Below are 24,092 nucleotides of genomic sequence, written 5' to 3'. Positions count from 1 at the left end.
CGGCGTGGGCGCTCAGCGTGCCGGGACCACCTGGGTGCATGAACAACTCCAACGTTGCGCCGGCGTAGATATGGGCTTCACGAAGGAGTACCACATATTCTCCAACAAAAAGAAACGTATTCGCAACGAATGGCGCCGCTATCGGCGTCAGCAAGAGCAACTCAACGCCACCTTCGGCTCAACGCGCCGCTTTAGCCATGAAGAGTTTCTGACTCTGCCAACAGAGCAAAAACAACTGCTGATGCGTGTTCGCCATCACCACTATTTCGAGTATTTCGATCGCTTAGTGGCTGAAAACCCGGCCATCAACGCAACCGGCGACATCTCCCCTTACTACGCCCAACTCCATGCCGAAAGGTTGCGCGACATCCGCAGCCATCTGCGCCGCCGTGGCTTCACGGTGAAACTGATTTTTCTGTTGCGCGATCCAGTCGATCGGATTCAGTCGCAGCTGCGTTTGATCTGGCGCGATCAGATCCAGGAATCCATTGGCCGCCAGAAGGATCCAGACATCGCTCTTGCCCTGCACTTCCGCTCCCCCGGCATCGAACGCCACACCCGCTACGAGAACACCCTGGCCGCGATCGAAGCCGCATTCCCGCCTGAGGATGTGCTGGTGGAGTTCCACGAACGCCTGTTTCAAGCCGACTCCCACAGCCGTCTTGCCAGGTTTCTGCAGCTCGATCTCCCCTTGCCGGAGTTATCCGAAAAAGTAAACGCCGCACCTGGCCCGATGAGCCACAACCAGGCCTTGCTGGAGGAGGTAGCCAAGCATTACAGCGCCACCTATGCCGCCTGCCGCGACCGTTTCGGCACTCTGGTGGATGAGCTCTGGCCCTACGCCCGATTCGCCTGAGCCTCAGACTCAGCCAGAGTGAGCACCCTGGGCAACCGCTCCGCCACAGCCAGCAGCGACAAGGCCGGATAAAGCGGCAGGCTGGGGCCACATCGGCGTAACTGGTCGCAGTAGCGATCAAAACTCTGCCGGCACAGGGTCTCATCCAGCTCAGACACGCAACGACGCACGAGGCGATCTTCCAGCTCCAGGTCCACCTGGGGTCGCAAGCTGTCAGGCAGGGGCACATAGCCGCTCTGAACCATCAGATAGGCCAACAGCCGCAGCCGCATCGGCAGCCCACCGGACTGGATCAGGGTCAGAGCATCAGCCTGATCCACGCTCTTGGCATCCTGAATGCGGCTGTGGAAGGTCTTCACCAGGCAGTCGCGAAAGCTGCGCGACCAGAAATGCACCAGAGCAAACCCGAACAGGCCTGCGGGTGCTGAGGTGGCCCCCGTGGAGCTACGCCTTTTCTGCAGCCGGAAGCTGTGGTCGTGGGCGACACCCGCCATGCACTGCGATCGGATCAACGGCTTGCCCACATGGCCCCAAAAGCCACCTCTGCCGGCATCGCTGGGCTGCAGGCAAGGGCGCAACAGCCAAGGCAGATACCACTGGCTCACCGTGGGGAACACCTGGGCGAGCTGTTGGATCGAGAGGTCAGGACGCAAAGGCAGCAACCATTCATCCGCATCCAACATCAAGGTGAAGGGCGCTTCCTCAGCGAACAGCGCCACGGGCAAAGACTGCAGGGCGGCGCTGGGATCCTCATCAGCAGGCAGCTGATGCAGCCGCAACGTCATCCCCTCCGGCACCGGGATCGACTCCAGTTCCCTTGCTTCCTCCCGCTGCTGCACCCCCACCTGAATGCAACACACCCCAAGGTCCCGATAGTGCTGCAAAAAGCCCTGCCAATAGGGCCGCTCCATGGCGCAGTAGCGGGTAAGCAGTTGCACCCCCTCCAGCACCGAGGCGCGGGGCAGTGTTCCGGGATCCCCACCAGGGGCAAGCGGAGAACACAGCAAGCGCCGGGCACCGAAGCCATTGCTCAGGTCACCATCCGGAGAACGCCGTGGTTCCTTCGGGGGATCGATCGAGCGAAACCACCGCTTCAGCCAGCCCGCCAACCTCCGGCTCATCGCCGCTCCAGCAGGCCCGTGAAGCGATCCTGCAGCCACCAGCGCCAGGCGGCACGGCCCCGCAACCGTGTGTAAGGAACGCCAAGGCAATGGAACAGATCAGGGTGCTGGCGCTGGCACTCCCCCAGAATCGTTTCCTCATCGTGGCCGTAGGCCATGAGGCTGGCTTGCTGCGCCAACCCATCAAACAGGGGTGCCAGCTTTCTCCAAACCGACGCCGGGGCCGAGAGATAGCTGGCATTCACCGGCAATCCCTGGCCCAGGTAACGCATCGGACTGGCGTAATGGCAGAGCTGGCCAGGGCGATCCTGCAGACGCCAGAACCGCCAGTTGCTGCGCTGCCGCTGAAAACGGGCGACGCTGCTATCCACCCAGGCCAGGCTCCGCTGCTCGGGTTCTGTGGAGGCCCGTTGCGCCACCAGGGCGATCTTGCTCAACCACACCGCCAGCAACTGGCGGTAGGTGTCGGCCCCCGAGCCGTGCAGATCGCGCCAAAAGTGATTCACGCCTTTCTCTCCAGCGGAGCGTTTGGGCTGCGGCCAGGCATCCAGGCCCATGCGTCCACAACTGGCTACCAGAGCCTCTGCCCGATCCCATTGCGGTAGCTGCTCAACAGGCATCACCTGGCCCTCCAGGGTGATCTGCCAGGTTCTGCAGTGCTCCTGCACCAACACCAGGGTCTGGGCATCACCGGCAAAAAAGAGCAGCTGCTGCCCGCGTAGCAGCGCCAGCGTCTGGGGCAGCAGGGCCTGGTAGTAAGAGAGGCCACGTTTGCCGTTCCCAGGCAAGGGCCAATAGCCCGACACATACAACCGGGCCTCAGGCGTCATACAGCTGCCTCAGCTCATCGGGGGACGGCAGCGCCGCAACGATGTCGGGAAACGTCGTGGCCGGATAGGTCGGCAAACGCCGCACGCAACGGCCCAACAGGCGCCGGTACTCCTCAAACACCTCCCGCGCCAGGCGCAGATCCGATTCGCCCAGACAGCTCTGCAGAAGACGGGTCTGCGCCGCAAGATCAATCGCCCGCAGCGAGGGCACCGGCACATCGAGATACCGCTCCTGAAGACTGAAATACGCCAACACCCGCAAGCGGATCGGCAGATCACCGGATCGCACCCGCGACACGATCTCGCCACGGTCGGTGTTCTTCACGCAGGTGAAGCGGGTGTGCAACTGCCGCAGCAGGGTGTCTTCAAAGCTGCGCGAAAGGCAGTGCACCAACACCCATCCCATCGAGGCCATCGGTGTGGAGAGGATCCGCCCCCCGGGCTTCACCGGTGGCACCTGAAAGTGATGGTCTGACGCCACAGCCTCAATCTGATCGGAGCGGGCAATCGGCTTGCCATGATTGCCCCAAAACCCCCGCGGCTGCTCCTGCAGCGGGTTCAGCACCGGACACATCACCCAGGGAATGGAACACTGGGCTCGCTCCGGGAAGAGCTCGAACAGGCGGCGGATGCTCAGGTCCGAGCGGAGTGGCTGGAGATACTCATCACAATCGGCCAGCAACGTGAAGGGCGCATCGTGGCGGTAACTGCTCGGATCCAGCTCGCGCAGGCCCTCATCGGGGGGCAGATCAGAGCGCAGGCGCTGCACCTGGATCGTCATTGGTTCGGGATAATCCCAAGCCTCCACCTCCTCCGCATCCCGGTCGTTCTGTACGCACACCTGCAGCCGACGAACGCCGATCCGGTGATAGTGGTTCACAAACAGGCCCCAGTAGGGCGCTTCAATGCCGCAGTAGCGGGTCAACACCTGCACCCCAGCCATGGGGGCATCCCCCTCTCCATGAAGGCGATCGTCCACCGGCGGCATGGCGCGATGGCTGATGGATCGCAGCAGACCCTTGGCCCCAAAGCCGTTGATGGTGTTCAGCAGTTTGAGGTCACGGTTCTGGACCCGCGCCTCTTCGCGGCAGGCATCAAGCTGCCTACGACCAAACATTGCGCGGATTCTGCGTTTCCACATCCGCTCAACCCCCCAGCGGCTCAATCGGCGCCAGGCGCGGATCAAGAATTTTCGGTCCCATCCCAGGAAACTTCACTGCAATCGACACCTTCTCGCCACTGCCGAAGGTGTGGGTGACCTCCCCTTCCCCGAAGCTGCTGTGCAGCACCCGATCGCCCACGCTCCAGCTCTTGCCTGGGGCCGGACCGGCCTGACGGCGACGCACGGCATTGGCCGGGGCACTGCTGGGTTGTTCCCGATCAACACGGGTGAGACGATCGAGCCGCTGCTCCCGACGGATCGCTGCACCGCCACTGCGAGGGATGTCCCCTTGCACCAGCGCCTCCGGCAGCTCAGAGAGAAACACACTGGGCACAGCTGGCTCGCGCATGCCACCCCACAGCCGCCGCTCGCTGGCATGGGAGAGGAACAGGCGCTCCTTGGCGCGGGTGATGCCCACGTAACAGAGCCGCCGCTCCTCCTCCAGCGACGCCGGGTCATCTAAAGAGCGGTAACTGGGGAACAGACCCTGCTCCAGCCCCACCAGACACACCACCGGGAACTCAAGCCCCTTGCTGCTGTGCAGGGTCATCAAAGTCACGCGATCAGCCGCCGTGTCCTTGCTGTCGGCATCGCTGGCGAGAGCCGCGGAAGCCAGAAACCCTTCGAGATCCCCCTCCTCGTTTTCCTCCTGGTATTGGAGTCCAGCATTCACAAGCTCCTGCAGGTTGCGCCGGCGTTCTTCCGCCTCATCGGTGCCTTCCGTGATCAGTTCACTCACATAACCGCTCTGCTCCATCACCTGCTGAATCAGCTCCGAGGGCGCTGCGCTCGTCAGACGCTCCCGCAAACCATTGATCAGCTCACAGAACTGCAGCAAGCCCTTAGCGGAACGGCCGCCCAGGGAGCGCACTGCCTCGGGATCACTCACCACATCCCAGAGGGGAATCCCCAGCTGGTTGGCGGCATCGGTGAGCCGCTGAATCGTGGTCTTGCCGATGCCGCGCTTGGGCACATTGATCACCCGCAGCAGGCTGACGGTGTCGGCCGGGTTGATCAGCAGGCGCAGGTAGCCGAGCACGTCCTTGATTTCCCGCCGGTCGTAGAAGCGCAGACCGCCCACCACCACGTAGGGGATCCGCCAACGCACCAGGGATTCCTCCAGCGCCCGTGACTGGGCATTGGTGCGGTAAAGGCAAGCCATATCCCCCCAGGTGAGCTCAGGGTTGGCCGCTTCCATCATCCGCAGCCGATGCACCACCGCTTCGGCCTCGGCGATCTCGTCATCACAGCGGGTGAGTGAAATCAACTCCCCCTCTCCGCGGGTGGGACGCAGCACCTTGTCTATGCGCTCGCTGTTGTTCGCGATCAAGGCATTGGCAGCCTCGAGGATGGTGGCGGTGGAGCGGTAGTTCTCCTCCAGCTTCACCATCGTGCGGGTGGCCTCATCGGGCTCCTGGTCGCCGAAATCGTCCTGAAAGCCCATCAGGATCGTGAAGTCCGCCGCCCGGAAGCTGTAGATGCTCTGATCGGCATCGCCCACCACAAACACCGAACGGCCGCTCCAGTTGTCGTAGTTCTGGGGATCCTTACCGTCGGTGACCAGCAACTTGATCAGGTCGTACTGGGTGCGGTTGGTGTCTTGATATTCATCCACCAGCACATGGGCGAAACGGCGGTGCCAGTAGCCGCGCACCTGCTCGTTCTGCTGCAGCAGCTGCACCGGCAGCAACAGCAGGTCATCAAAATCGAGCGCGTTGTTCGCCGCCAGGGCCTTGCGATAGCGCCGGTACACATCGGCGGTGAGCTTGCCCCGCTGCCCCTCGGCATTGGCCTCGAGCTGATCGGGCAGCCACCCCTGATTCTTGGCGTTGCTGATCGCCCAACGGGTTTTTTTCGGCTCAAAGCGCTTGGGATCGAGCTGCAGCTCCTGGGTCACGATCTCCTTCACCAGGCTCTGGGCATCGGCCTCGTCATAGATCGAGAACTGCTTGGTCCAGGACAAGCCCTCGCTGTCCTTGAACTTATCGATGTCGTAACGCAGCATCCGCGCAAACAAGGCGTGGAAGGTGCCGATCCACAGCTCCTTGGTCACCTCCCGGTAAATGCGTGAGCGCAGCTGCCGCTGCTCCACCGCCGGCAGGGTGCTCCAGGGCTGGCCGTACTGGCTCTGAGCCAGTCGCTGGGCGAGCAGGAGCTCCAGACGCTCCTTCATCTCGCGGGCGGCCTTGTTGGTGAAGGTCACCGCCAGGATCTGGGCTGGATCAGCACCGTGCTCGCCGATCAGATGGGCAATCCGGTGCGTGAGCGCGCGAGTTTTGCCGCTGCCTGCACCAGCAACCACCAACAACGGACCCTCGTGGTGATCAACCGCCCGTCGCTGGGCGTCGTTGAGGCCGGCAAGAAAGCTCATGGAATGAGGCTATCGCTCACGATCCTCAGGGGAATGGCCGCAACCCCGGCTCAATCAAACGCTTGGTGCGCTCGAACACCCAGCGTGACCGCAATCGCACTGGCAAGGTCCAAACGAGCACCCCCAGCTTCTGGGCCCAGGTGAGTTGCTGGCGCCAGCTCTGATCCACCCGGATCTGATCTGAACTGCCAAAGCGCATCTCATTGCCATGAATGTCACGGCGGACGCCATCGCGCCAGTGAAATTGCCCGTCCTCAAGAGGCAATTGAAGCCAGGCCATCACCCGCGCCATCTCCGCTCGAGGGTCAGCTGCCAGCCGCTCGTAGTACACCCGCAACGCGTCGACACCCTGCAGTCGCTCACGGGTGAGGAAAAACAGACGGGTGTAGTTGAAAGCTGACCGGCGGATCATCTCCCCTCGTTTACGGGCACTGTTCATGGAGCCGAATGGGCCGCGGTGCAGATGCACAGGGTGCAACGCAAACGCAGCCCCTTGGGTCTCAACCAAAAGCAGCCGAGACAGCCGGGGCAGGGATTTCGAAGAATCGACGATCAAGGCACTGCCGCTCACCTGAGCGATCGCTGTGAACAAGGCCTCGTTGTGGCGCATGAAGGTGGTGTCATCGCCGCCGTCCACCAGCAGCAGTTGATCAAGGGAACAGCCCACCTGCTCTTTCACGCGCTGTTCCACGGCCCCCCAGAAGGGGCACTGCGATGGAACCAGCCGGTGACAACTGCAGAGGCGCCGCTGCGGGTCGGGATTGGAGAGCATCTTCAACTCACCGGCGCTCACCACCTGGCTGTGGCCACTCACCAGCAGCGACAGCAGGGTGGAGCCACTGTGGCCCCGACTGGTGATGTAAAGCACCCGTGGTTTGATCGTCTGCTGGCTCTGCAGCGGCATCAGTCCGGGCATGGTCAGCGGTGCTCTGAATGTAGGGGTGCCTCCAGTTGGCACTGCTGCACCTGGGCATAGGGAGCAGCTTCAGAGCCTGCGATTTCAGCCTTTTGGCAGCGGTAACCCGCCGCTTCCGCTCGCCGCCGCAGCGCCTTCAGCCGCGGCCGAGTTCCCTCAACATCACCGCTATCGGCCAGCCAGAGCTGGACAGGCAAGGCAGACGAAGCCAGCAGTTGATCCAACGCGGAAGCCCCGCCCCAGGGGTACAAGGGCTCTGTCATCCGACCGGCCGCCACCTCCATGCGGTCGCTGAGGTTGAACAGCCGTTCTCGCCGCGAAAAGCGGTGGGGCTCCGCCGCCAGGGCGCGGCTCACCAATTGGAACTGATCCGCCTCCCGAGCCCCATGGCCATTCACGGCCGGATCCAACTCGCGGAAGCTATGCCACCACCAAGTAATCACCAGCGCTGCAGCCGCCAAGGTCACCACACCACGGCCATGCTGCGTCAACGGCAATGCCGACAGGCGCACCGCCAACCAGGGAATCAACGCTGGCAGCAGCACCACGAAATAACGACTGAAAGCCAGCGGTTTCCAGAACGAAATCACCACCACGCCGCCAACCATCAACAAGCTGGGCGTCAGCCCGCTGAGCTCAGCCAAAGCAGGAAACTCTGCGGAAGACTTGCAATCCGGTTGGCTCGCCTGCAAACCCGCCCGCGCAACCACCACCGCTACCAGCAGCAGCAAGCCCAACTTGGGCAGCGGCCAAAGACCCAGAGCTCTGGCCAGGGTGTCTTCCAGCAGGGCGAAATCCGGGCGACCGATCCAGGCGCCGGTTCCACTGCGCATCAGATAGGCCGAGGCTTGCGCCATCCAAATCAGAGCAGGAATCAGCCCAACAGCAGCGATGAGGGAAGCGCGACGCCGTCTGCGCCAGCAGTCCCACACAGCGGCGGCCGCAAACAGAAAGAGCCCGTAGTAATGGGTGAGCGCCGCCAGCACCACACTTGCGCTATAGCCCAGCCACTGCTGGCGCTGCCGCCACCACCAGGCCAATGCCACCAGCAACACCAACAGGGCATAGCCCTTGCCCTCGATCGCGAAGCGCACGGGGTAAGGCGAGCAAAAGGCCATCAGCGCTGCGGCGGCTACCGCCAGCCGCGGTCTGGCCGAAGACCACCGGCTGGCCAGGGCACCAGCCTGCGCCGTGATCAGCAGACCTCCCGCCAGATAAACAATCCAGGAGAACAGCCTGAGCGTGACGGCCGACGCAGGCAGCAGCTGCCCCCAGAGCCACACCAGCGAGTAATAGAGCGGCGGATGGGTATCCAGCCGCAACATTGCCAGCAGCGCCGCGTAACTGGGCTGAAAACTCTTGCCCACGGTGTAGAGCTCATCGCTCCACAGGCCGGTGGCATCCAGCAGCAGCAGGGCCCGCAGCGCGAAGGCGCTGCACACCAGCACCACAACGGCCCCTCCCCAGCGGCCTCGCCAACCCCCCGCCTCAGCACTCATCGCATCGACTCCAGTCGTTGCAGCCGGGATTGGCGCAAGGCCTCCCCGAGCTGAGGACCGGGCTGCAGGCCATTGGCGATCAAATCACGCGCCGACTGCGGCGGTTTCACGTGGCGCCAACGCCCCCACCAACGCAACAAAGGCCGCCAGCAGGGGCTCATCAAGGCCACCTCTAGCGCCACCACCTCCGCGCTCCAAGGGCGCGTTTCCAGGGCTTCCGTCCATCGGGCCGCAGACCAGCCTTGCCAGGAATCGGGCAAGACCTGCTCCGCTAACCAGGCCTGAAACCCCATCCGCTCATCAATCCACCGTTGCTGCTGCAGGGGCAACTGCAACCGCTGGGCTAAGGCCAGAGGCGACGCGGAGGCCGCCACCAGGGCGCAGAGCAGAGGAACACCCAACCGCTCGGCCCAGTGCAAACGACGCAACAACAAGCGATCGTTCTGCAGCGATGGGTCCAGCAAGGGCAAAGCACCCCAGGCCTGCCAATGACCCACCGCCTGCCGCCAGGGCTCCCGGCCAAACAACAACTCCATCTCCATGCGCAAACGGGTGCCCAGAGCAGGCGGCACCCCGTCGAGAGCATCTCCATGACGCCAGGGCCATGGCCAGGCCCCCACCGTGGATTGCACTTGCTCCAAGGCTTGGGGCGCCAGCTCAAACCCAAGCCGAGCGGCATAACGGGCGCCGCGCACGACGCGGGTGGGATCGTCCTGCACACTTCCCACGTGCAGGAAGTTCAGCTGACGTGCCGCCAGGTCGTCCTGCCCCCTATGCAGATCCAACAACTCAGGCTCGGCCTCTCCAACGTCAAGCAACAGCGCCATGGCATTCACCGTGAAGTCGCGCCGCGCCAGGTCATTCTTTAACGGGCCTGGCTCCACCACGGGATTGTCTCCAGGGGAGAGGTAACGCTCCTGGCGGGACTGGGCCAGATCCAGCAGCACGCCATCCACCATCATCTCCACCGTGCCGAAGCTGCCGTGCACCCGCAGCTCCGGCACCCGTTCAGCCCCTAGCCGTTGGCGTAACCCCTGGGCCAGGGCTTCTGTGCTTCCCTCCACCACGAGATCCAGATCCGGAAGATCACGCCAGGGATCCCGGTGGTTGTGATGCAGCAGGGCATCGCGCACCGCGCCCCCCACCAAGGCCAGTCGCACCCCACCCTGAAGACGCGCCTCGGCCTGCAAGGCCAGCAACACACTGTCTGGGATGCCTGGCAGCTGCACAGGGGGACCATCAGCCATGAGGTCACTCCATGCTGCCGGCTGCCACCGGCTGATCACAGAGCTGGCGCAATTGCCCTGCCAACGGCTCGAATTGCGCGCACTGAAGATAGGCCTGCCGTGTGGATGAACCTCCACCTCCCGCCAACTCGGCATCCTTCTGAGCGATCTGCAGGCACTGCTGAATCTGCTCACACCACTGAGCAGCTTCAGCCGACAGCGGTAGATGCCAGATGCCATCCACCCCGCACTGAAAGTCGGCGGCAAACCCAGTGGCCACCGACAGCATCAGGCAACCACTGGCCAAGCCTTCCAGGAACGACACCGGTCCACCCTCCTGGGCTGAGACGGAGCACACCAACCGGGCCTGCCGATAGATCGCGCCGTAGTCGCGATGGGGAACATCCCTCCGTTCCACCGCTGTGGGCAGGGGGTACTCACAGCCCTGCCAGCCGCTGCCAAGCATCACCACCCGCAGACCCTGCCCAATCAGTAGCCCAGCGAGCTCACACACCAAGGCAAAACGCTTGCGCTCGTGATAACTCGGGTTCGCGATCGGCACATAACGCCCCACGAGCAGCACATCGATCGCGCGTTGGGCCAGAGCAGGACCTGGGAAAAACTTGCCGGGGTCATAGCCCGCAGGGAACCAGTGCAACCGCTGCGCCTCCACCCCCGCAATACGCAACAGCGCCTGTTCCTGGCCATTCAGCGCCAGCACCGCATGGAGCCGGTTGAGATCGGGAAGCGCCAATCCAATGCGCGTATGGCTGAGATAAAGGATCACGCGCTCCGCCGGGATGCCATCGCGCAACAAGCGCTGGAGATGACCCTGGAACATCACCAACACCAGAGCATTGGCACCATCCATGGCTGCAGCCAGGCTGTCGCGATCCGACGCCACCAGCAGTTCAGGCGCGTCCTGTTCGCCCCACACCGCCGTCGCCGTGAGATCCCGCCAGAGGAACTCAAGAATCCAGCCCTGGGAACCTCCGGTGAGATAAGCGATCAGACGGCGAGGCCCGTTTGCTGAACAGCGCACTGGTGGTGGCCGGCGCGGGGGGGCCGGCAGACCGAGAGCGAGGCGCAGTTGGGCACGGATCCCCATTCAGCTGCGGGCCCACACCTTCCAGTTATCGCTGGAGCGTTTGTAGGCCAAATCTTTGCCGGCGCCGACCACTAAGCGCTCCCCACTGAAGAGCGACAAGCGAAACGTTGGAAACTGAATCTGCTGAAGCAACGGCAAATGCTCATGGCAGGCCAGAGCAGGCCGTCGGTCTGAACAGACCTGCTCCAACGTCTTGGCATAGGTGGCGGGCCCGAAGGAGAAGTCGTGGATCAGATGCAAGCGACTGACGCCGGCCCACTGCGGATCGGCGTAATCAAATCCCCGCAAGGGCTCCGCCATGGCCTGGAAATAGGGGCATCCCGCCCTGGCCACAAAGGCACTGCTCTGCAAATAGGGCACCTTGCGCTTGAGGAACAGCAGGCTGGCGTCTTGGCGCAGCGCCAGAGCAAGCACAGCAGAGGCCTGGGCTGCCGGAAGCAGATCACTATCAATCCAGAAGGTGTCGCCGCCCATCGCATAGGCGAGGCGAAAAACATCTGATTCAGCGGCGTAGTGAGGAGCTGAATCAAAGGCCACCAGAAAATCGGGCTGATGGGCAGCGATCCAGGCGCGGGCCGCCTGCTGGCTGAACACCTGCACTGGCGGCAGCCCAAGGCCCTTCAACAGCTGGTTCCAGCGGGCGGTGAGGACCTGCACATCAGCCGGTGGGGTGCCCTGACTCCAGTACTGAATCGCCTGAGGCCTGCAGCGCAGATCACCAGGAAGCGCCAAATCCTGTACTTGTTCTGGCGCCAAAACCGCCGCGCGCCAAAGGCTGTAAAGGGGAAACCACTCACGCTTCTCATAGGCCTGCAGGTGCCTCTGCACATGGCGCGACCGCCCCTGGTCAGCCGTCGACCCATTGGCGACACAGCGATCCAGCCCTTGTTCCAAAAGCCTGATCGCCTCCTCGGACCGCCCCAGTTGCTGCAGGCTTTCGCTGGCGAGGTGATAACCATCGAAACTATCGGGTGCAGCCGCAATCAGCTGCTGGGCATGGTGCAGCGCGGCATCGAACTGACGGCCTGCGAGATAGGAATCCGCCACCACCAGGCGCAAGCCTGTGAAGCTTGAATCGCGTTGGAGGCCGATTTCCCCGATCTGCGTCGCCGCGGCAAACCAGCGCCGCTTGGTGCAGAGCCGGGCCACCAGCAATGGCCCCCGCCGCCAATGGGGAGTGCAGGTCACAAGAACCCGCAGGAGTGTCTGCGCGAAGCCAGTGCCACCAAGGCGTTCCGCCACCAGCACCAGAGCCTTGAGCGCCTTGTTCACGAACCTGCCTGACCTTTGCAAAGCCTACGGGCAGGGCAAGGGCTCAGAATCGGCAAACGCGCGACGTCCTCTGCCTTGTCTGCCCTCACCCGCTGCCTGCAGGAGGAAGCGGCCGCCATCGCTGCCGCGGCTGATCGTCTGAACGCTGATCAAGTGGAAGGGGCGCTGGCCCTGCTGGAACGCTGCGCAGATCGCAAAGCCAAGCTGGTGATCACCGGCGTGGGCAAAAGCGGCATCGTCGCCCGCAAAATCGCCGCCACCTTTTCATCCATCGGCTTAATGGCCTTGTACCTCAATCCCCTCGATGCCCTGCACGGGGATCTGGGGGTCGTCGCTGCCGATGACGTCTGCCTGCTGCTCTCCAACAGTGGCGAGACAGGCGAGCTCCTTGAGGTGCTGCCCCACCTCAAACGTCGGGGCACCAGTCGCATTGCCCTGGTGGGTCGGGCGGAATCCTCCCTGGCCCGGGGCAGCGATGTGGTGCTGGAAGCCTCCGTCGATCGGGAGGTCTGCCCGCTCAACCTCGCCCCCACCGCCAGCACGGCAGTGGCCATGGCCATCGGCGATGCCCTGGCGGCGGTATGGATGGAACGGCGCGGCATCTCCCCTGCTGATTTCGCCATCAATCACCCGGCCGGCTCTCTGGGCAAACAGCTCACCATGACCGTGGCCGACCTGATGGTGCCCGCCCAGCAGCTGCCAGCCCTCAGGCCCGAGACGCCCTTACCGGAAGTCATCAGCCAGCTCACCCAAGGGGCGATTGGCAGTGGTTGGGTGGAAGATCCAGACCATGCAGGCCGCCTGGTGGGACTGATCACCGATGGTGATCTCAGGCGGGCCCTGCGGGACCACAATCCTGAGCGTTGGGCCACATTGCAGGCCAAACACTTGATGACCGCGGATCCGATCACCGTGACGGCCGAGCTGATGGCTGTGGATGCCATCCAACGAATGGAACACAACCGCCGCAAACCGATTTCCGTGCTGCCCGTGGTGAATGCCGCTGGCGAGCTGGACGGTCTACTGCGACTCCATGACCTGGTGCAGGCAGGTCTGGCCTGATGAGACGTCTGCTCAACGCCCTCCGCTGGCAACGCCAACGCCCCACATTGCGCCAGATCGAGTTGTTGGTGCTGGATGTGGATGGCGTGCTCACCGACGGCGGCCTCTGGTTCGACCCCAACGGGCTGCTCCAGAAACGCTTTGATGTGCGCGATGGACTGGGCATCCGCCTGCTGCAACAGGCCGGCCTGCAGCTCGCCTTCCTGAGCGGCGGCAAAGGTGGAGCCACCGAAGTGCGGGCCAGGCAACTGGGCATTGACCACTGCCTGGTGGGGATCAAGGACAAACCCACTGCACTGACCCAGCTTCAACAACAGCTGGGGGTGACATCATCCAGCACAGCCTTCATCGGCGACGACCTCAACGATCTGGCCGTGCGCCATCAGGTGAGGCTGCTGATCACCCCAGCCGATGCCTGCCCTGCCGTGCGCCGGCAGGCCGACGGAGTGCTGCGCCGGCGGGGTGGCCATGGCGCCGTCCGCGAGCTGGCGGAACACATCCTCAAAGCCCGAGGCCTCTGGACTGACCTAAGCCGCAACGGCTGGAAAGACAGCAATGACTAAGTCCAGCCGCAACCCTTCAGGCGTTTTCCTGCTGGGGGTGGGGGCCCAGAAAGCAGGCACCTCCTGGCTGCATCAGCAACTGCACAACCGCCCCGATGCCGATTTCGGCTGCCTGAAGGAGTATCACGTGTATGACGCGCGCACGGTGCCCGAACTCGCCCGCTTCCGCCGCCTCGACGTCGACATCCGCCGTCCCGGCAGCTGGATTCAGCCCCGCAGCTGGCTGCGCCAGTGGTTCATTCGCAACCCAGAGCATTACACCGACTATTTCGCCTGGCTGTTGCAGCGCCCCCACCTGAGGGGAGCTCAAATCCGCTTGACAGGCGACATCACCCCCTCCTACGCGCTGCTCAGTTCGGTCACCCTGACGAGCATCAACACCAGCTTCCAGGCCCGCGGCATCCCCGTGAAACCGGTGTTTCTGATGCGCGATCCGATCGAACGACTGATCTCCAGCCAGCGCATGAAACTGCGCAAGCAGGGTCTGCGGGATGCCGCCACGGAAGTGGCCACCCTGCGCAAACGGGTGGCTAAAGGCCGCGGGCTGCGCAGCGACTACGGCCAGACCCTCGAGGCGCTCGATCAGGCCTTTGGATTGAAGCACTGCTTTGTTGGCCTGTTCGAAACCCTTTTCACAAGGCCCACCTACTCAGAGCTCTGCCACTTCCTTGACATCCCCTACCGAGAACCCGCCTGGGGCGAGAAAGTGAATGTGAGCGCCACCAAAACGGTGATTCCCGCTGACCTGCTGGCGGAGATGGGCCGCCAGCACGCCGACGATCTCAAGCGGGCACAGCAGGCTCTACCCAACCTTGATCTTCAACAGCTGTGGCCCACCACCAGCCGCTGGGCTCAAGCCTGAGCCAGCGCCATCTGGCGGGCCTGCTCCAGCTGCTCTGCGGTATCCACCGACAGCGAAGTGCCCTCCACCTGAAACGTCGCAATCGTGTGCCCCGCCTCAATCAGGCGCAACTGCTCCAGCCGCTCCAGATGCTCCAGCGGCGACGCCGGGAGCTGATCCCAAGCCGCGAGCACATCGCCCCGAAAGCCATACATACCCACATGACCCCAGTAATCGGTGTGCTCATGCCACTGGGCAGGGTCCACATCGCGCACATGGGGGATGGCGGAGCGGGAAAAATAGAGCGCCCGCCCGTCATGGGCCAGCAGCGTCTTCACCACGGCGGGGTTGTGAATGGTGTTGGGCTTGAGCCGATACACCGGTGTCACCACCGCTGGCACCGGATCACGCCGACCGAATTCCTCCACCATCGCGCTGACCACATCCGGCTCCAAAAACGGCTGGTCCCCCTGCACATTGATCACCGCCGTGCTGGCCAAGCGCTGCGCGCGGGCACCTGCCTCCCAGCGGTCCGCAGACTCATCCCAGGCACGGGCCACCAGCTGATCGGCCACCGAGGCAATCCGTTCACTGCCGGAAGTGCAGTCCGCCGAAGTCATCAGCACAGGGAAGCCCCAGCCTTCCGCCATCTCTTGCAGGTCCGTGCTGTCGGTGCACAACACCACTGCCGCAGGCCCCTGGGCCTTGGCGCATTGCTCCAGCACCCGCTGAATCATCGGCTTGCCGCCGATCTCCGCCAGCACCTTGTCGGGCAGACGCGAGGACGCCAGGCGGGCCGGTACCGCCACCACAGACCGCTGAATCCTCATCAGTCCCACAGCTTCATGGCGTCATCGCGGGCGGAAAACCATTCCGCCGCCAAGGGGCCACCCATCGTGCGCTGCTCCCGGAACCAAGGGCCGCCGAGCGTCCAATGGAGCATCGGGGATGCGTCCTGCGTCTCTGGAGGGACCTGCACATCCACCAGATGGTTCCATCCCCCCTGAATCGCACCGATCTCGTGGTCGCCCTCCAACCAGTGGAAGCGATGCAGCTCCAAGCCGGTGGCGGTGTTCACGTAGTCCACGGTGAGCTTGGTGCAGCGGCTGCAGTTGAGCAGCATCAGCGAACTCCAGTTCTTCTTGGGGTAAGCGCTCTGCACTTCGCCAAGGAATTTCACCGTCTCGCCGGGCACATGCTCGTGCTGCACGCACATGGCGCCATAGCGCTCATCGCGCTGATCCCACAGAGCTTTGACGTCGGCGCGGCAGAGCATGTCGCAATCCATGAACAGCGCCCAACCCTGATAGCCCATTAGGTGGGGCACCAAGAAGCGGGTGAAGGAAAAGGCCGTGCTTTGTTTTGGATCGCGCTCGCGCTGGTACAACCCCTGGGCCTCCAACTGGGGCGTCACCAACGGCGTGATCGCCAGGGGCACAGAGCTGTGTTGATAAAGGCTGTCGATCAGCACATTGGTAGCCGCCCGCTCCCGCGGGTCGTATCCGATAAAAATCGGGATCGGAGCGACGGCCATTCGCCTGCATCTCGGCTGTGAGGGGAGATTAAGGCGCTCCCAGAGCCAGCTTTAGGCTTCGGTGCACCTGAGCTGCATCCGATGGCCGCACGCTGCGTCGCCCTGGGCGACATCCGTTTCGCCAACGATGCGCCATTCGTGCTGATCGGCGGAGTGAACGTGCTCGAATCGCGCGACTTCGCGGTTGAAATAGCCGGTCACTACAAAGCGGTGTGCCAGAGCCTCAGTATTCCTCTGGTGTTCAAGGCCTCCTACGACAAGGCCAACCGCTCGTCGATCCACTCTTATCGCGGCCCTGGCCTTGAGGAGGGTCTTCAAATTCTCCAGGCGGTGAAAAACACCCATGGCATTGCGGTGATCACCGACGTGCACAGCCCAGACGAGGCAGCACCGGCCGCCGCCGTGTGCGACGTCATCCAACTACCGGCCTTCCTGGCTCGCCAGACCGACCTGGTGGAGGCGATGGCCCGCACGGGGGCCGTGATCAACATCAAGAAGCCCCAGTTCCTCAGCCCGTCGCAGATGGCGAATGTGGTGGAGAAATTTCGCGAATGCGGCAACGAACAACTGCTGATCTGCGAACGGGGCAGCAACTTCGGCTACGACAACCTCGTGGTGGACATGCTCGGCTTCGGGGTGATGAAGCGCAGCTGCAATGACCTGCCGCTGATTTTTGATGTCACCCATGCATTGCAATGCCGTGATCCCGGGGGAGCAGCCTCCGGTGGTCGCCGCAGCCAGGTGGTGGATCTGGCCCGGGCCGGCATGGCGGTGGGCCTGGCGGGCCTGTTTCTGGAATCCCACCCTGATCCCAACACGGCGCGTTGTGATGGCCCCAGCGCCCTGCCGCTCGAGCAATTGGAGCCTTTCCTCACCCAAGTGAAGGCCATCGACGACGTCGTCAAAGCCATGCCAGCGCTGGAGATTCAATGACCAGCAATCTGCCTCCAAACAGGATTGGCGCTAACCGACCCTGGCTGCTCTGGATCAACTCAGTTTTGGCATTACTGAGCGGGCTCGGGATCGGCATCTGGATCTGGCTGCTGCAAAACAGGGCATGGTTGCCTGCCCCGGATAGCGAAGCGGGAAAACGACTTCTCAAGTCGTATAGCGGTACAAGCGGAGACGTCGTGCTCGCGCTGCTAACCCTCAGCGTGATCACACTCGTTGTGCTGATTCGGAGGACACAGGAACCCCCAATCGAAAGCTGGAACCCTTGGCGCTGGGCCCAATGCCATCCGCTCGTCATCGCTCTCTGGGCTGGGTACACCGTGGCCATGCTCCATGGCAGCAGCTGGTTCTACCCGGAGCTCGTGGGCTGGTACAAGGATGTCATTAGCGACCATTTGCTTAACAACTTTTCATTCCGAAGCGACTTCCTGAGGGAAACACTGAAACGCGATGATTTCCGTTTCTTCCCACTCGCCCACCAGGACCTGCACATCCTCAGCTGGTTCACCGCCTACATCAAAGTCTGGATGCTGATAAGCGCGGCTGAATTATTCACAATTGTGGTCGTGAGTGCTCGCTTTGTCCGCAGGCTCACAGGACACGAAGCGATCCCCGGCCTGCTTTTAATCACCAGCCTGCTGCTGCTGTTCCAGCCCAGTACAGGCACAGCATTCTTCCAACTGATCTACAGCGAGCGCCTGCTCACGTTTCTATTCAGCCTGTATTTCGCAAGCTATCTCCATCACCAACAGACTCGATCAGCCCAAACATTCTACAGCACAATTCTGTTCGCACTACTGGGCATTTTTGTCAAAGACATTGCGATTGTCCTGTTCCTTGCACCACCACTGGTCACGCTGGCACTGGGCAGCATCGGACGCATGGAGGGATATCCTCGCCTCAAGCTGAACAATCAGAATGAGCTCAACAACTCCTACAAACTAGAACTCTGGCTCTGCAGCCTCATTCTTGTTTTTATTACGTCCTACATCGCCCTCTCTCTGTTGCCGAGCAGCTATGCATCCAGCGGGGCCTACAGCAAAGGCGCGGAATTGACACTCCGCCCAGACTTAAGAATCTGGCTAATGCTTGCTTACTCGACATGGCGGGGCTGGAACATCACAACGGGAAGGAGCCAAGCCAATCTTCTCGACTGCCTAAACCTGGCAGCCTTGATCTACGCAGGCTCTCTTTTCCTACTGATTGGCTACCACAGCAGCAGCTATCTAGCCTTGCCAATCCAATTGATCACAGTTCTAGACGCACTGTGGATCTGGTCGGAAACCATCTCGCCATTCCTTGGATCTCGCACAGGACAACGCGCGACAGCAGGGATCGGTGTGGCCGCATGCCTGGGCTTGATCGGCATCGAACACCAGGCAGGCTTCTCCTTCCTGAATCAAGTCTCCAGGATCAAAATCAGCCAAGACTCCTGGCAGCAGACCTACTCACGCTTGCAAGAACTCGCTCGCGAGCGCAAGGAAGACGGACATCCCGTGAACATCATTCGCGATCGTTCCACTTGGTTCTCCCGGAAGCGCCACCTAGGCCGCCTGAACTACGACCGCCTCATCATTCACGACCCCCAAGAAGGTACATACACAGTGGAAGATGGCATCAAAGAAGGTTCCACCTACACACCCAGAGCTGGCGATCTACTCATCAACATTGATCGCCAACCTCACGACTTCACACCGCCATCAACGAGGGATTACAACCTGATTTATCGCTATGACCCATCCCTTCATAACGGCAGGATCTACATCAAGCGATGACATGGATGCTGCCTTACGTCCCCCGAAACTGCCTGCCCTGATCAAGCGCTATTGGCTCAACCTCTGCATCGCCTCCGGGATCGTCTGCCTCCTGACCCTGATCGCGATCTACTGGGTCAGCCAAAACAGAGAACTTCTGCCAGCTCCACTCTCATCTCAGGGATCTCAACTCCTTGAGACTTACAACGACTGGGGACACGGCCTGTTCATCGCCGTTCTCCTCGTCAGCATTGCCTTTCTAGCCAAATCAGCTCCCTTCCAGTGGGGAAGCCCATTAAAAACAACCCTCCGGGCTATACGTCGCCACCCCCTGCCCAGTGCATTACTGGTCAGCTATGCACTGGTGATGATCCATGAAAGCAGCTGGTTCTACAAAGAAATCCTGACCTGGTACGACGACGTCAACCAAGGGCATCTTCTCTCCAATTTTTCATTGCGGGACTCGTTCATCAGCGAGTCCATGGGACGCAACGATTTTCGATTCTTCCCTCTCTCCCATCAAGACCTGCATATCCTCAGCTGGCTGACGCCATACGTGAAGGTCTGGTCTGCCGTCAGTGCTGTTGAGCTGTTTGCAACCATTGCGATCGCGATTCAACTCATCAAGAGGTTCGCCATCAGGGTCAACACCACCAGCCTGACCTGGATCGCTTGCCTGATCTATCTGTTCACTCCTTCAGCCGCATACAACTATTTCCAGTTCATCTACAGCGAGCGGCTGCTCACCCTGTTGCTGGCTGTTTTTGCACTGTCTTACGACCGCTACCAACACGACCGTCAACAGCGCGACGGGCTCATTGCCTTAGCAGCTGCCCTGCTGGGATCCTTCACCAAAGACACCGCCATTCTTCTCTTCGTTACTCCAGCAGTCGTGACGCTGCTTGCAGGCTCACTGGGCAATCAGCCCACCAACAATCACGGGCCACAAAAAGTCCCAGAACCATGGTGGGACAGCTATCAGCTGGAAACGATGCTGATCGGCCTCATACCGCTTTGGATCGCGTCATTACTTGCGCTAAGCGTGCTGCCCAGCCTGTATCTCGGCGAAGCTAGCTACGACGCCAGCCTGCGCTTCTCCACCTTCGAGTTTGATCTGCGCACCGCCTGGCTCTCGGCCTTCATCCTTGGCCGCGCAGTGTTGTTGGGCCGCAGAACAATCCGACTGCACCTGATCGACTCCCTCAACATTTCAGCCTTGCTCTACAGCTTCGCCCTCTTCGCCTTGGTGGGCTTCAAGAGCACCAGTTATATGGCCTTACCAGTGCAGTGGGTTGCCCTACTGGATCTTCTTTTTCTGTGGAGCACTTGGCTAGAGCCACGACTTCAGAAGCACTGGCCACAAGCAGCGATTAACGGCCTAGCCATTTTTACCAGCGGCCTGATCCTGGCCATCGAGCATCGCTTTGCCCAAACATTCATCAGCCGCTGGAGCGACATCCACGAAACCCAGAATTCGTGGCGAGCCACGCTCGATCAAGCTGACGCATTCGCACGCAAGGCACGCCGCAAAGGTGAGCCCGTCAACCTGATTTTCACTAAGTCCTGGTTCAAACATTCAGACACAATCAAGAAGCTGCCGTTCGACCGCCTTGTTTATCTTGACCCAGAAAAAAAAGAATACAAAATTCTAGAAGGTCGCAATCGAAAGCAAATTTATAAACCGCAACCAGGCGACTTTTTTCTAGACATTGGGTCCGGCAACAAACTAAAAAAATATGGGGTTGACGTCAGCCGTCTTGAGCTCCTCTACACCTTCAACCCCAGAGTCAGCAATGGGAGAATTTATCGCTGGCCTCTGCTGGCTCGACCGGAATAAACCAACCGCTGATTGAGATCGGCCAGTGCAGGCCAGGCAAGGGCCAATTGGGCCACCCCACTCCCCACCTGCATCCAAGCAGAGTCGTACTGGATGGCACGACCACGATCAAGATCAAAACGCACCCGATTACCGGCCAAAATATGACTTCCTGATTGCAGCACCGGTTGCAACATTTCGGGGGCAAAGTCGAGACCCAGCCAGGCACAGAGCCTTCGCAAACTGGCCTCTGGCTCCAGTGCTAGCTCCTCATAACCGAGCCGAAACACAGGCTTTCCGCAACGCTTTAATTGTCGTTCATGGCGGGCACTGAGACGCCACCAGCGAAATAGAGGCTGTAATCCCGGAAGCCAACGGCCCCGTTCACGGCCATCGCGAGATCGGGAATGAACCCAACTGCGCACATCGCGAGTGAGATGAAGAACCCGAATCTCCAGAGCGGGATCCTCAAGAAAGGGCAACACGAAATCGTCTTGATAAGACTCCACCACCCAGGACTCTTGACTTGAGAGAACACCGGTAGGTTCAAGTTCTGACACCAAGCGCTTGAGCTTCTGCGGCAACGGTTGATCGTCATGATCCGGCAGCCAACGCAGCATGGGCCCCCACACCGGACAAGCATCAGCAACCAAACCGCAGGTGCAGTGGCGCTGATGACGCAGATCGCCTCGCAACTGAGCCGGACCACGATGACCATCTTCTGGGGCAGGCTTTTCAAGCAACCGCACCGCCTCGCCAAGGCCCGTGATCTGAGGATGAGCCCCCAGAGCCAGATCCAGAATCGTTGTGCCGCTGTGGCCCAAGCCTCGAATCAGCAGCAATTTGCGAGCAGCCATCACTTGGCTCTCCCAATAACAATGTTGTCTAAAAAACCCATCAAATCGCGAAGGTGATGGTCAAGCGTGAAACCGGCCAACACTCTGTCCCGCCCTGATGCACCCAGCCTGGCCGCCAGATCGGGGTCATCCAGGAACCGCTCCATCGCATGCGCCATCCCTTGCTCATCACCTTCATCAACCAACACCCCAGTCACGCCGTCCAACACAACCTCCGGGATTCCTCCATGGCGTGTCGCCACAACAGGTAGACCACTCAACTGCGCTTCCATGACCGCAACCGGATTCCCTTCACTGTCCCCATCAGGTGCCACGAGGGAATGCTGAACAAAAACACGAACCTGGCGCATCAACTCCGCCACCTGAGCTTGAGTGCGGGTCCCAAGAAACCGCACTCGGCCTCCTAAATCCAGCTCTGCCACAAGCCTGCAGGCAGAGTCACGCAACGGCCCATTCCCCACCATCCAGAGCTCCCCACTCGGCACACGGGAAAAGGCTCGAATCGTATGGAGAGGCCCCTTCTTCTCCACAAATCGGCCAACCGCAAGACAAACGGGTGGAGCCAACGCAGGATCACCAGCACTGAAGAGGGCGGGATTCGCCCCAGATGCACTGATGAGGATGGAAGACGGCTCAGCTCCCAGATCCTGGAGAGTACGGGCCATGGGCTTGGACTTACAAATCAAACCGGACGCGAGCTGCATCAGGCGCAGATAACGCCCCTTCAAGACACCTAGCTTTCCCGCCGCTGAAAGATCTGATCCACGGAAATGCACCACCAGTGGCACTCGGCCGCGGGGACAAGCCTCCATCACCCGCACCGCATGGAAACCGAATTCGGCCATCACCAAATCTGGCTGATGGCGCTGAATCAACCTCTGTGCAACTGTTGCGGCAGGCCATCCAGCTAAACGCAGGCAACCGAAACGGGTCAGCACCTTGCTGAGCAACACCGCTAAGCCATAGGCCAAGCGACGGGGCTCCATCAAAGGTCGTTCATCCCCGAAGTAGGCAATAACTTCACAGGGAAGTCCCTCCAGATTGGCGCGCACAAACGTTTCAGAGGCCGCCCGGCGCGTTGGTGCGAAAACCAATAATCGATTGATCATCCCGGCCCTTCCACCAAGGCGTCCCAGATCGGACCCACCACTGACCAGTCCATTTTCCTCAGGCGAGATCGAGCCGATTGACCAAGGCGAGCACGCAAATCAGCATCTCCTGCTAACCGATCCAAGGCAGTGGCCAACGCTGATGGATCCTCCTTTGTGACCACCAACCCGGTCACGTCATGCTCCACAACTTCCAAAGGCCCCGGCGAAGCATCGCTAACGACAACTGCCATCCCTGCTCCCATGGCCTCAAGTAAGGCATTAGGCATTCCCTCGAAGCGTGACGGCAAAACAAAAACCGATGACGCTTGCAGAAATGTCTCAGGGTCGGAGCGAAAACCCATGAAACTCACCCGACCAGCCAGCTCTAGTTGAGACACCTGGTGCTCTAACGCCCGACGCTCAGGCCCATCACCAACCAGGGTGAGGCTCCATGACGAGGCTGCCCCAGAAGCCAAAGCCAAGGCTTCAATCAACACATCAAGACCCTTTTGATGCACCAGCCGGGAAACAGTGACAAGCCCTGCACCCGATTGGTTCGATGGCGTTGCAACCTGCGCAGCCTCACGCACCTGTTTTGGCAGAGGCAGAGGATTGGGAAGAAGAGATAACTGCCTGTCACCAAACAGGGGCTTCAAACTTTCAAGCACGCCAACTGTGTTAGCAGTGATCACGTCTGCTCTGCGATACAACAGCCGTCGGAAACCTGGCCAAGGGAAGGGCAATCGTTGCAGGCGAAGGTCGTTGCGCTCCGAAACCACCAAACGACCACTCTGATTCCAAAGAGCGCTGCAACAGAGCATGTTGGTACGGCTCAGCATGGCCAACACCCTCCGCGGCGAATGGCGCTTCAAATACTTACCAATCACATGAGACGGAGGGCCACTGATGCCTTCAATGCACCACAGAAGCAGAGTGGATCTCCACGACGACACTCCAGGCTGCACCGGTTCCAACAACCAGGGGCTGACTGACATCACCAACTTTGCAAGTACCCGATGCAGCCGATGCTCGTAAGGCCTCTTCTTAGTCTCCGTCCATAAAGCCACCACCTCCGGACTTAAATCTGACCAGGGCAACCCCTCTGGAAGGCGATGCGCCAGGGAGGGTTCCGCCAACAAAGTGACCACGCGCACGCGCCAGCCTCTCGCCATGAAATGAGCCGCTGCCAGCAAAGCAACTTTCTGAGCCCCACCCGGCCCGAGATGGGGAAGCACAATCCACAGATCATCTTGGGAAGACAC

At 61.2% G+C, this 24,092-nt stretch carries 21 protein-coding genes; 7 read left to right on the top strand and 14 right to left on the bottom strand.

Annotated features, from left to right (window positions below; all coding sequences use genetic code 11):
- The first annotated feature begins 4 nt into the window (after nucleotides 1-4).
- Complete coding sequence (locus SynMEDNS5_RS00915; protein WP_186583900.1) at nucleotides 5-856, top strand: sulfotransferase; 852 nt, start codon at nucleotides 5-7, stop codon at nucleotides 854-856.
- Here SynMEDNS5_RS00915 and SynMEDNS5_RS00910 read toward each other — a convergent pair.
- From SynMEDNS5_RS00910 to SynMEDNS5_RS00870, 9 genes are read right to left on the bottom strand one after another with little or no spacing between them, the layout of a single operon-like run.
- On the bottom strand, nucleotides 838-1,977 hold the full coding sequence (locus SynMEDNS5_RS00910; protein WP_186583899.1) for a hypothetical protein: 1,140 nt from the start codon (nucleotides 1,975-1,977) through the stop codon (nucleotides 838-840). The two genes, SynMEDNS5_RS00915 and SynMEDNS5_RS00910, sit on opposite strands and share 19 nt — an antisense overlap.
- The gene (locus SynMEDNS5_RS00905) at nucleotides 1,974-2,807 is read right to left on the bottom strand and encodes a hypothetical protein (protein ID WP_186583898.1); all 834 of its coding nucleotides are present in this window, start codon (nucleotides 2,805-2,807) and stop codon (nucleotides 1,974-1,976) included. Before SynMEDNS5_RS00905 ends, SynMEDNS5_RS00910 begins: the two co-directional genes overlap by 4 nt.
- Entirely contained in the window at nucleotides 2,797-3,924 is a 1,128-nt protein-coding gene (locus SynMEDNS5_RS00900) for a hypothetical protein (RefSeq protein WP_186583897.1), read from the bottom strand. Before SynMEDNS5_RS00900 ends, SynMEDNS5_RS00905 begins: the two co-directional genes overlap by 11 nt.
- A gap of 28 nt (nucleotides 3,925-3,952) precedes the next feature.
- On the bottom strand, nucleotides 3,953-6,340 hold the full coding sequence (locus tag SynMEDNS5_RS00895) for a UvrD-helicase domain-containing protein (RefSeq protein WP_186583896.1): 2,388 nt from the start codon (nucleotides 6,338-6,340) through the stop codon (nucleotides 3,953-3,955).
- A 25-nt stretch (nucleotides 6,341-6,365) separates the two neighbouring features.
- Nucleotides 6,366-7,256 (bottom strand): sulfotransferase, encoded by an 891-nt coding sequence (locus SynMEDNS5_RS00890; RefSeq protein WP_186583895.1) that lies wholly within the window; start codon nucleotides 7,254-7,256, stop codon nucleotides 6,366-6,368.
- A gap of 2 nt (nucleotides 7,257-7,258) precedes the next feature.
- On the bottom strand, nucleotides 7,259-8,755 hold the full coding sequence (locus tag SynMEDNS5_RS00885; protein WP_186583894.1) for a hypothetical protein: 1,497 nt from the start codon (nucleotides 8,753-8,755) through the stop codon (nucleotides 7,259-7,261).
- Nucleotides 8,752-10,002: a CCA tRNA nucleotidyltransferase gene (locus SynMEDNS5_RS00880; protein ID WP_186583893.1), complete on the bottom strand. Its 1,251-nt coding sequence runs from the start codon at nucleotides 10,000-10,002 to the stop codon at nucleotides 8,752-8,754. Before SynMEDNS5_RS00880 ends, SynMEDNS5_RS00885 begins: the two co-directional genes overlap by 4 nt.
- A 4-nt stretch (nucleotides 10,003-10,006) precedes the next feature.
- On the bottom strand, nucleotides 10,007-11,089 hold the full coding sequence (locus SynMEDNS5_RS00875; protein WP_186583892.1) for a glycosyltransferase: 1,083 nt from the start codon (nucleotides 11,087-11,089) through the stop codon (nucleotides 10,007-10,009).
- Complete coding sequence (locus tag SynMEDNS5_RS00870) at nucleotides 11,090-12,361, bottom strand: hypothetical protein (protein WP_186583891.1); 1,272 nt, start codon at nucleotides 12,359-12,361, stop codon at nucleotides 11,090-11,092.
- A gap of 75 nt (nucleotides 12,362-12,436) precedes the next feature.
- On the opposite strand from SynMEDNS5_RS00870, the gene SynMEDNS5_RS00865 reads away from it, so the two are divergent.
- From SynMEDNS5_RS00865 to SynMEDNS5_RS00855, 3 genes are read left to right on the top strand one after another with little or no spacing between them, the layout of a single operon-like run.
- A complete protein-coding gene (locus tag SynMEDNS5_RS00865; protein ID WP_186583890.1) occupies nucleotides 12,437-13,423 on the top strand; it encodes an SIS domain-containing protein in 987 nt (328 codons plus the stop codon).
- Nucleotides 13,423-13,986 carry an HAD family hydrolase gene (locus SynMEDNS5_RS00860; protein WP_186583889.1) on the top strand — a complete coding sequence of 188 codons (564 nt, stop codon included), beginning with the start codon at nucleotides 13,423-13,425 and terminating at the stop codon, nucleotides 13,984-13,986. Before SynMEDNS5_RS00865 ends, SynMEDNS5_RS00860 begins: the two co-directional genes overlap by 1 nt.
- Nucleotides 13,979-14,848 carry a sulfotransferase family protein gene (locus SynMEDNS5_RS00855; RefSeq protein WP_186583888.1) on the top strand — a complete coding sequence of 290 codons (870 nt, stop codon included), beginning with the start codon at nucleotides 13,979-13,981 and terminating at the stop codon, nucleotides 14,846-14,848. The genes SynMEDNS5_RS00860 and SynMEDNS5_RS00855 overlap by 8 nt, the downstream gene beginning before the upstream one ends.
- On the opposite strand, the gene kdsB is transcribed toward SynMEDNS5_RS00855, so the two are convergent.
- Together kdsB and SynMEDNS5_RS00845 are read right to left on the bottom strand one after the other, a co-directional pair.
- On the bottom strand, nucleotides 14,839-15,657 hold the full coding sequence (gene kdsB / locus SynMEDNS5_RS00850) for a 3-deoxy-manno-octulosonate cytidylyltransferase (RefSeq protein ID WP_186583887.1): 819 nt from the start codon (nucleotides 15,655-15,657) through the stop codon (nucleotides 14,839-14,841). The genes SynMEDNS5_RS00855 and kdsB overlap by 10 nt on opposite strands.
- Entirely contained in the window at nucleotides 15,657-16,361 is a 705-nt protein-coding gene (locus SynMEDNS5_RS00845; RefSeq protein WP_186583886.1) for a hypothetical protein, read from the bottom strand. Before SynMEDNS5_RS00845 ends, kdsB begins: the two co-directional genes overlap by 1 nt.
- A gap of 81 nt (nucleotides 16,362-16,442) precedes the next feature.
- Between SynMEDNS5_RS00845 and kdsA the strand changes: the two genes are divergently transcribed.
- The 3 genes from kdsA to SynMEDNS5_RS00830 all read left to right on the top strand — a co-directional run bounded on the left by kdsA (nucleotide 16,443) and on the right by SynMEDNS5_RS00830 (nucleotide 20,903).
- Nucleotides 16,443-17,294, top strand: a complete 852-nt coding sequence (gene kdsA / locus SynMEDNS5_RS00840) for a 3-deoxy-8-phosphooctulonate synthase (RefSeq protein WP_186583885.1) — start codon at nucleotides 16,443-16,445, stop codon at nucleotides 17,292-17,294.
- Nucleotides 17,291-19,087: a hypothetical protein gene (locus SynMEDNS5_RS00835; RefSeq protein ID WP_186583884.1), complete on the top strand. Its 1,797-nt coding sequence runs from the start codon at nucleotides 17,291-17,293 to the stop codon at nucleotides 19,085-19,087. The genes kdsA and SynMEDNS5_RS00835 overlap by 4 nt, the downstream gene beginning before the upstream one ends.
- A 346-nt stretch (nucleotides 19,088-19,433) precedes the next feature.
- A complete protein-coding gene (locus tag SynMEDNS5_RS00830; protein ID WP_186583883.1) occupies nucleotides 19,434-20,903 on the top strand; it encodes a hypothetical protein in 1,470 nt (489 codons plus the stop codon).
- Here the strand turns inward: SynMEDNS5_RS00830 and SynMEDNS5_RS00825 are convergent.
- The 3 genes from SynMEDNS5_RS00825 to SynMEDNS5_RS00815 are packed head-to-tail and all read right to left on the bottom strand — an operon-like array spanning nucleotide 20,870 to nucleotide 24,092.
- Entirely contained in the window at nucleotides 20,870-21,739 is an 870-nt protein-coding gene (locus SynMEDNS5_RS00825; RefSeq protein ID WP_186583882.1) for a sulfotransferase, read from the bottom strand. The genes SynMEDNS5_RS00830 and SynMEDNS5_RS00825 overlap by 34 nt on opposite strands.
- Entirely contained in the window at nucleotides 21,739-22,848 is a 1,110-nt protein-coding gene (locus tag SynMEDNS5_RS00820; protein ID WP_186583881.1) for a glycosyltransferase, read from the bottom strand. The genes SynMEDNS5_RS00825 and SynMEDNS5_RS00820 overlap by 1 nt, the downstream gene beginning before the upstream one ends.
- A complete protein-coding gene (locus SynMEDNS5_RS00815; protein ID WP_255440214.1) occupies nucleotides 22,845-24,092 on the bottom strand; it encodes a glycosyltransferase in 1,248 nt (415 codons plus the stop codon). Before SynMEDNS5_RS00815 ends, SynMEDNS5_RS00820 begins: the two co-directional genes overlap by 4 nt.

The sequence above is a fragment of the Synechococcus sp. MEDNS5 genome, assembly GCF_014279875.1.
In the GTDB taxonomy this organism is placed as follows: Bacteria; Cyanobacteriota; Cyanobacteriia; order PCC-6307; family Cyanobiaceae; genus Synechococcus_C.
This window is presented reverse-complemented; position numbering and strand designations above follow the sequence as displayed.

Bases quoted from the DNA above. Each gene is read 5' to 3' on its own strand.
- SynMEDNS5_RS00910 (WP_186583899.1), bottom strand. From the start codon at position 1,977: ATGAGCCGGAGGTTGGCGGGCTGGCTGAAGCGGTGGTTTCGCTCGATC.
- SynMEDNS5_RS00905 (WP_186583898.1), bottom strand. From the start codon at position 2,807: ATGACGCCTGAGGCCCGGTTGTATGTGTCGGGCTATTGGCCCTTGCCT.
- SynMEDNS5_RS00900 (WP_186583897.1), bottom strand. From the start codon at position 3,924: ATGTTTGGTCGTAGGCAGCTTGATGCCTGCCGCGAAGAGGCGCGGGTC.
- SynMEDNS5_RS00895 (WP_186583896.1), bottom strand. From the start codon at position 6,340: ATGAGCTTTCTTGCCGGCCTCAACGACGCCCAGCGACGGGCGGTTGAT.
- SynMEDNS5_RS00890 (WP_186583895.1), bottom strand. From the start codon at position 7,256: ATGCCCGGACTGATGCCGCTGCAGAGCCAGCAGACGATCAAACCACGG.
- SynMEDNS5_RS00885 (WP_186583894.1), bottom strand. From the start codon at position 8,755: ATGAGTGCTGAGGCGGGGGGTTGGCGAGGCCGCTGGGGAGGGGCCGTT.
- SynMEDNS5_RS00880 (WP_186583893.1), bottom strand. From the start codon at position 10,002: ATGGCTGATGGTCCCCCTGTGCAGCTGCCAGGCATCCCAGACAGTGTG.
- SynMEDNS5_RS00875 (WP_186583892.1), bottom strand. From the start codon at position 11,089: ATGGGGATCCGTGCCCAACTGCGCCTCGCTCTCGGTCTGCCGGCCCCC.
- SynMEDNS5_RS00860 (WP_186583889.1), top strand. From the start codon at position 13,423: ATGAGACGTCTGCTCAACGCCCTCCGCTGGCAACGCCAACGCCCCACA.
- SynMEDNS5_RS00855 (WP_186583888.1), top strand. From the start codon at position 13,979: ATGACTAAGTCCAGCCGCAACCCTTCAGGCGTTTTCCTGCTGGGGGTG.
- kdsB (WP_186583887.1), bottom strand. From the start codon at position 15,657: ATGAGGATTCAGCGGTCTGTGGTGGCGGTACCGGCCCGCCTGGCGTCC.
- SynMEDNS5_RS00845 (WP_186583886.1), bottom strand. From the start codon at position 16,361: ATGGCCGTCGCTCCGATCCCGATTTTTATCGGATACGACCCGCGGGAG.
- kdsA (WP_186583885.1), top strand. From the start codon at position 16,443: ATGGCCGCACGCTGCGTCGCCCTGGGCGACATCCGTTTCGCCAACGAT.
- SynMEDNS5_RS00835 (WP_186583884.1), top strand. From the start codon at position 17,291: ATGACCAGCAATCTGCCTCCAAACAGGATTGGCGCTAACCGACCCTGG.
- SynMEDNS5_RS00830 (WP_186583883.1), top strand. From the start codon at position 19,434: ATGATCCATGAAAGCAGCTGGTTCTACAAAGAAATCCTGACCTGGTAC.
- SynMEDNS5_RS00825 (WP_186583882.1), bottom strand. From the start codon at position 21,739: ATGGCTGCTCGCAAATTGCTGCTGATTCGAGGCTTGGGCCACAGCGGC.
- SynMEDNS5_RS00820 (WP_186583881.1), bottom strand. From the start codon at position 22,848: ATGATCAATCGATTATTGGTTTTCGCACCAACGCGCCGGGCGGCCTCT.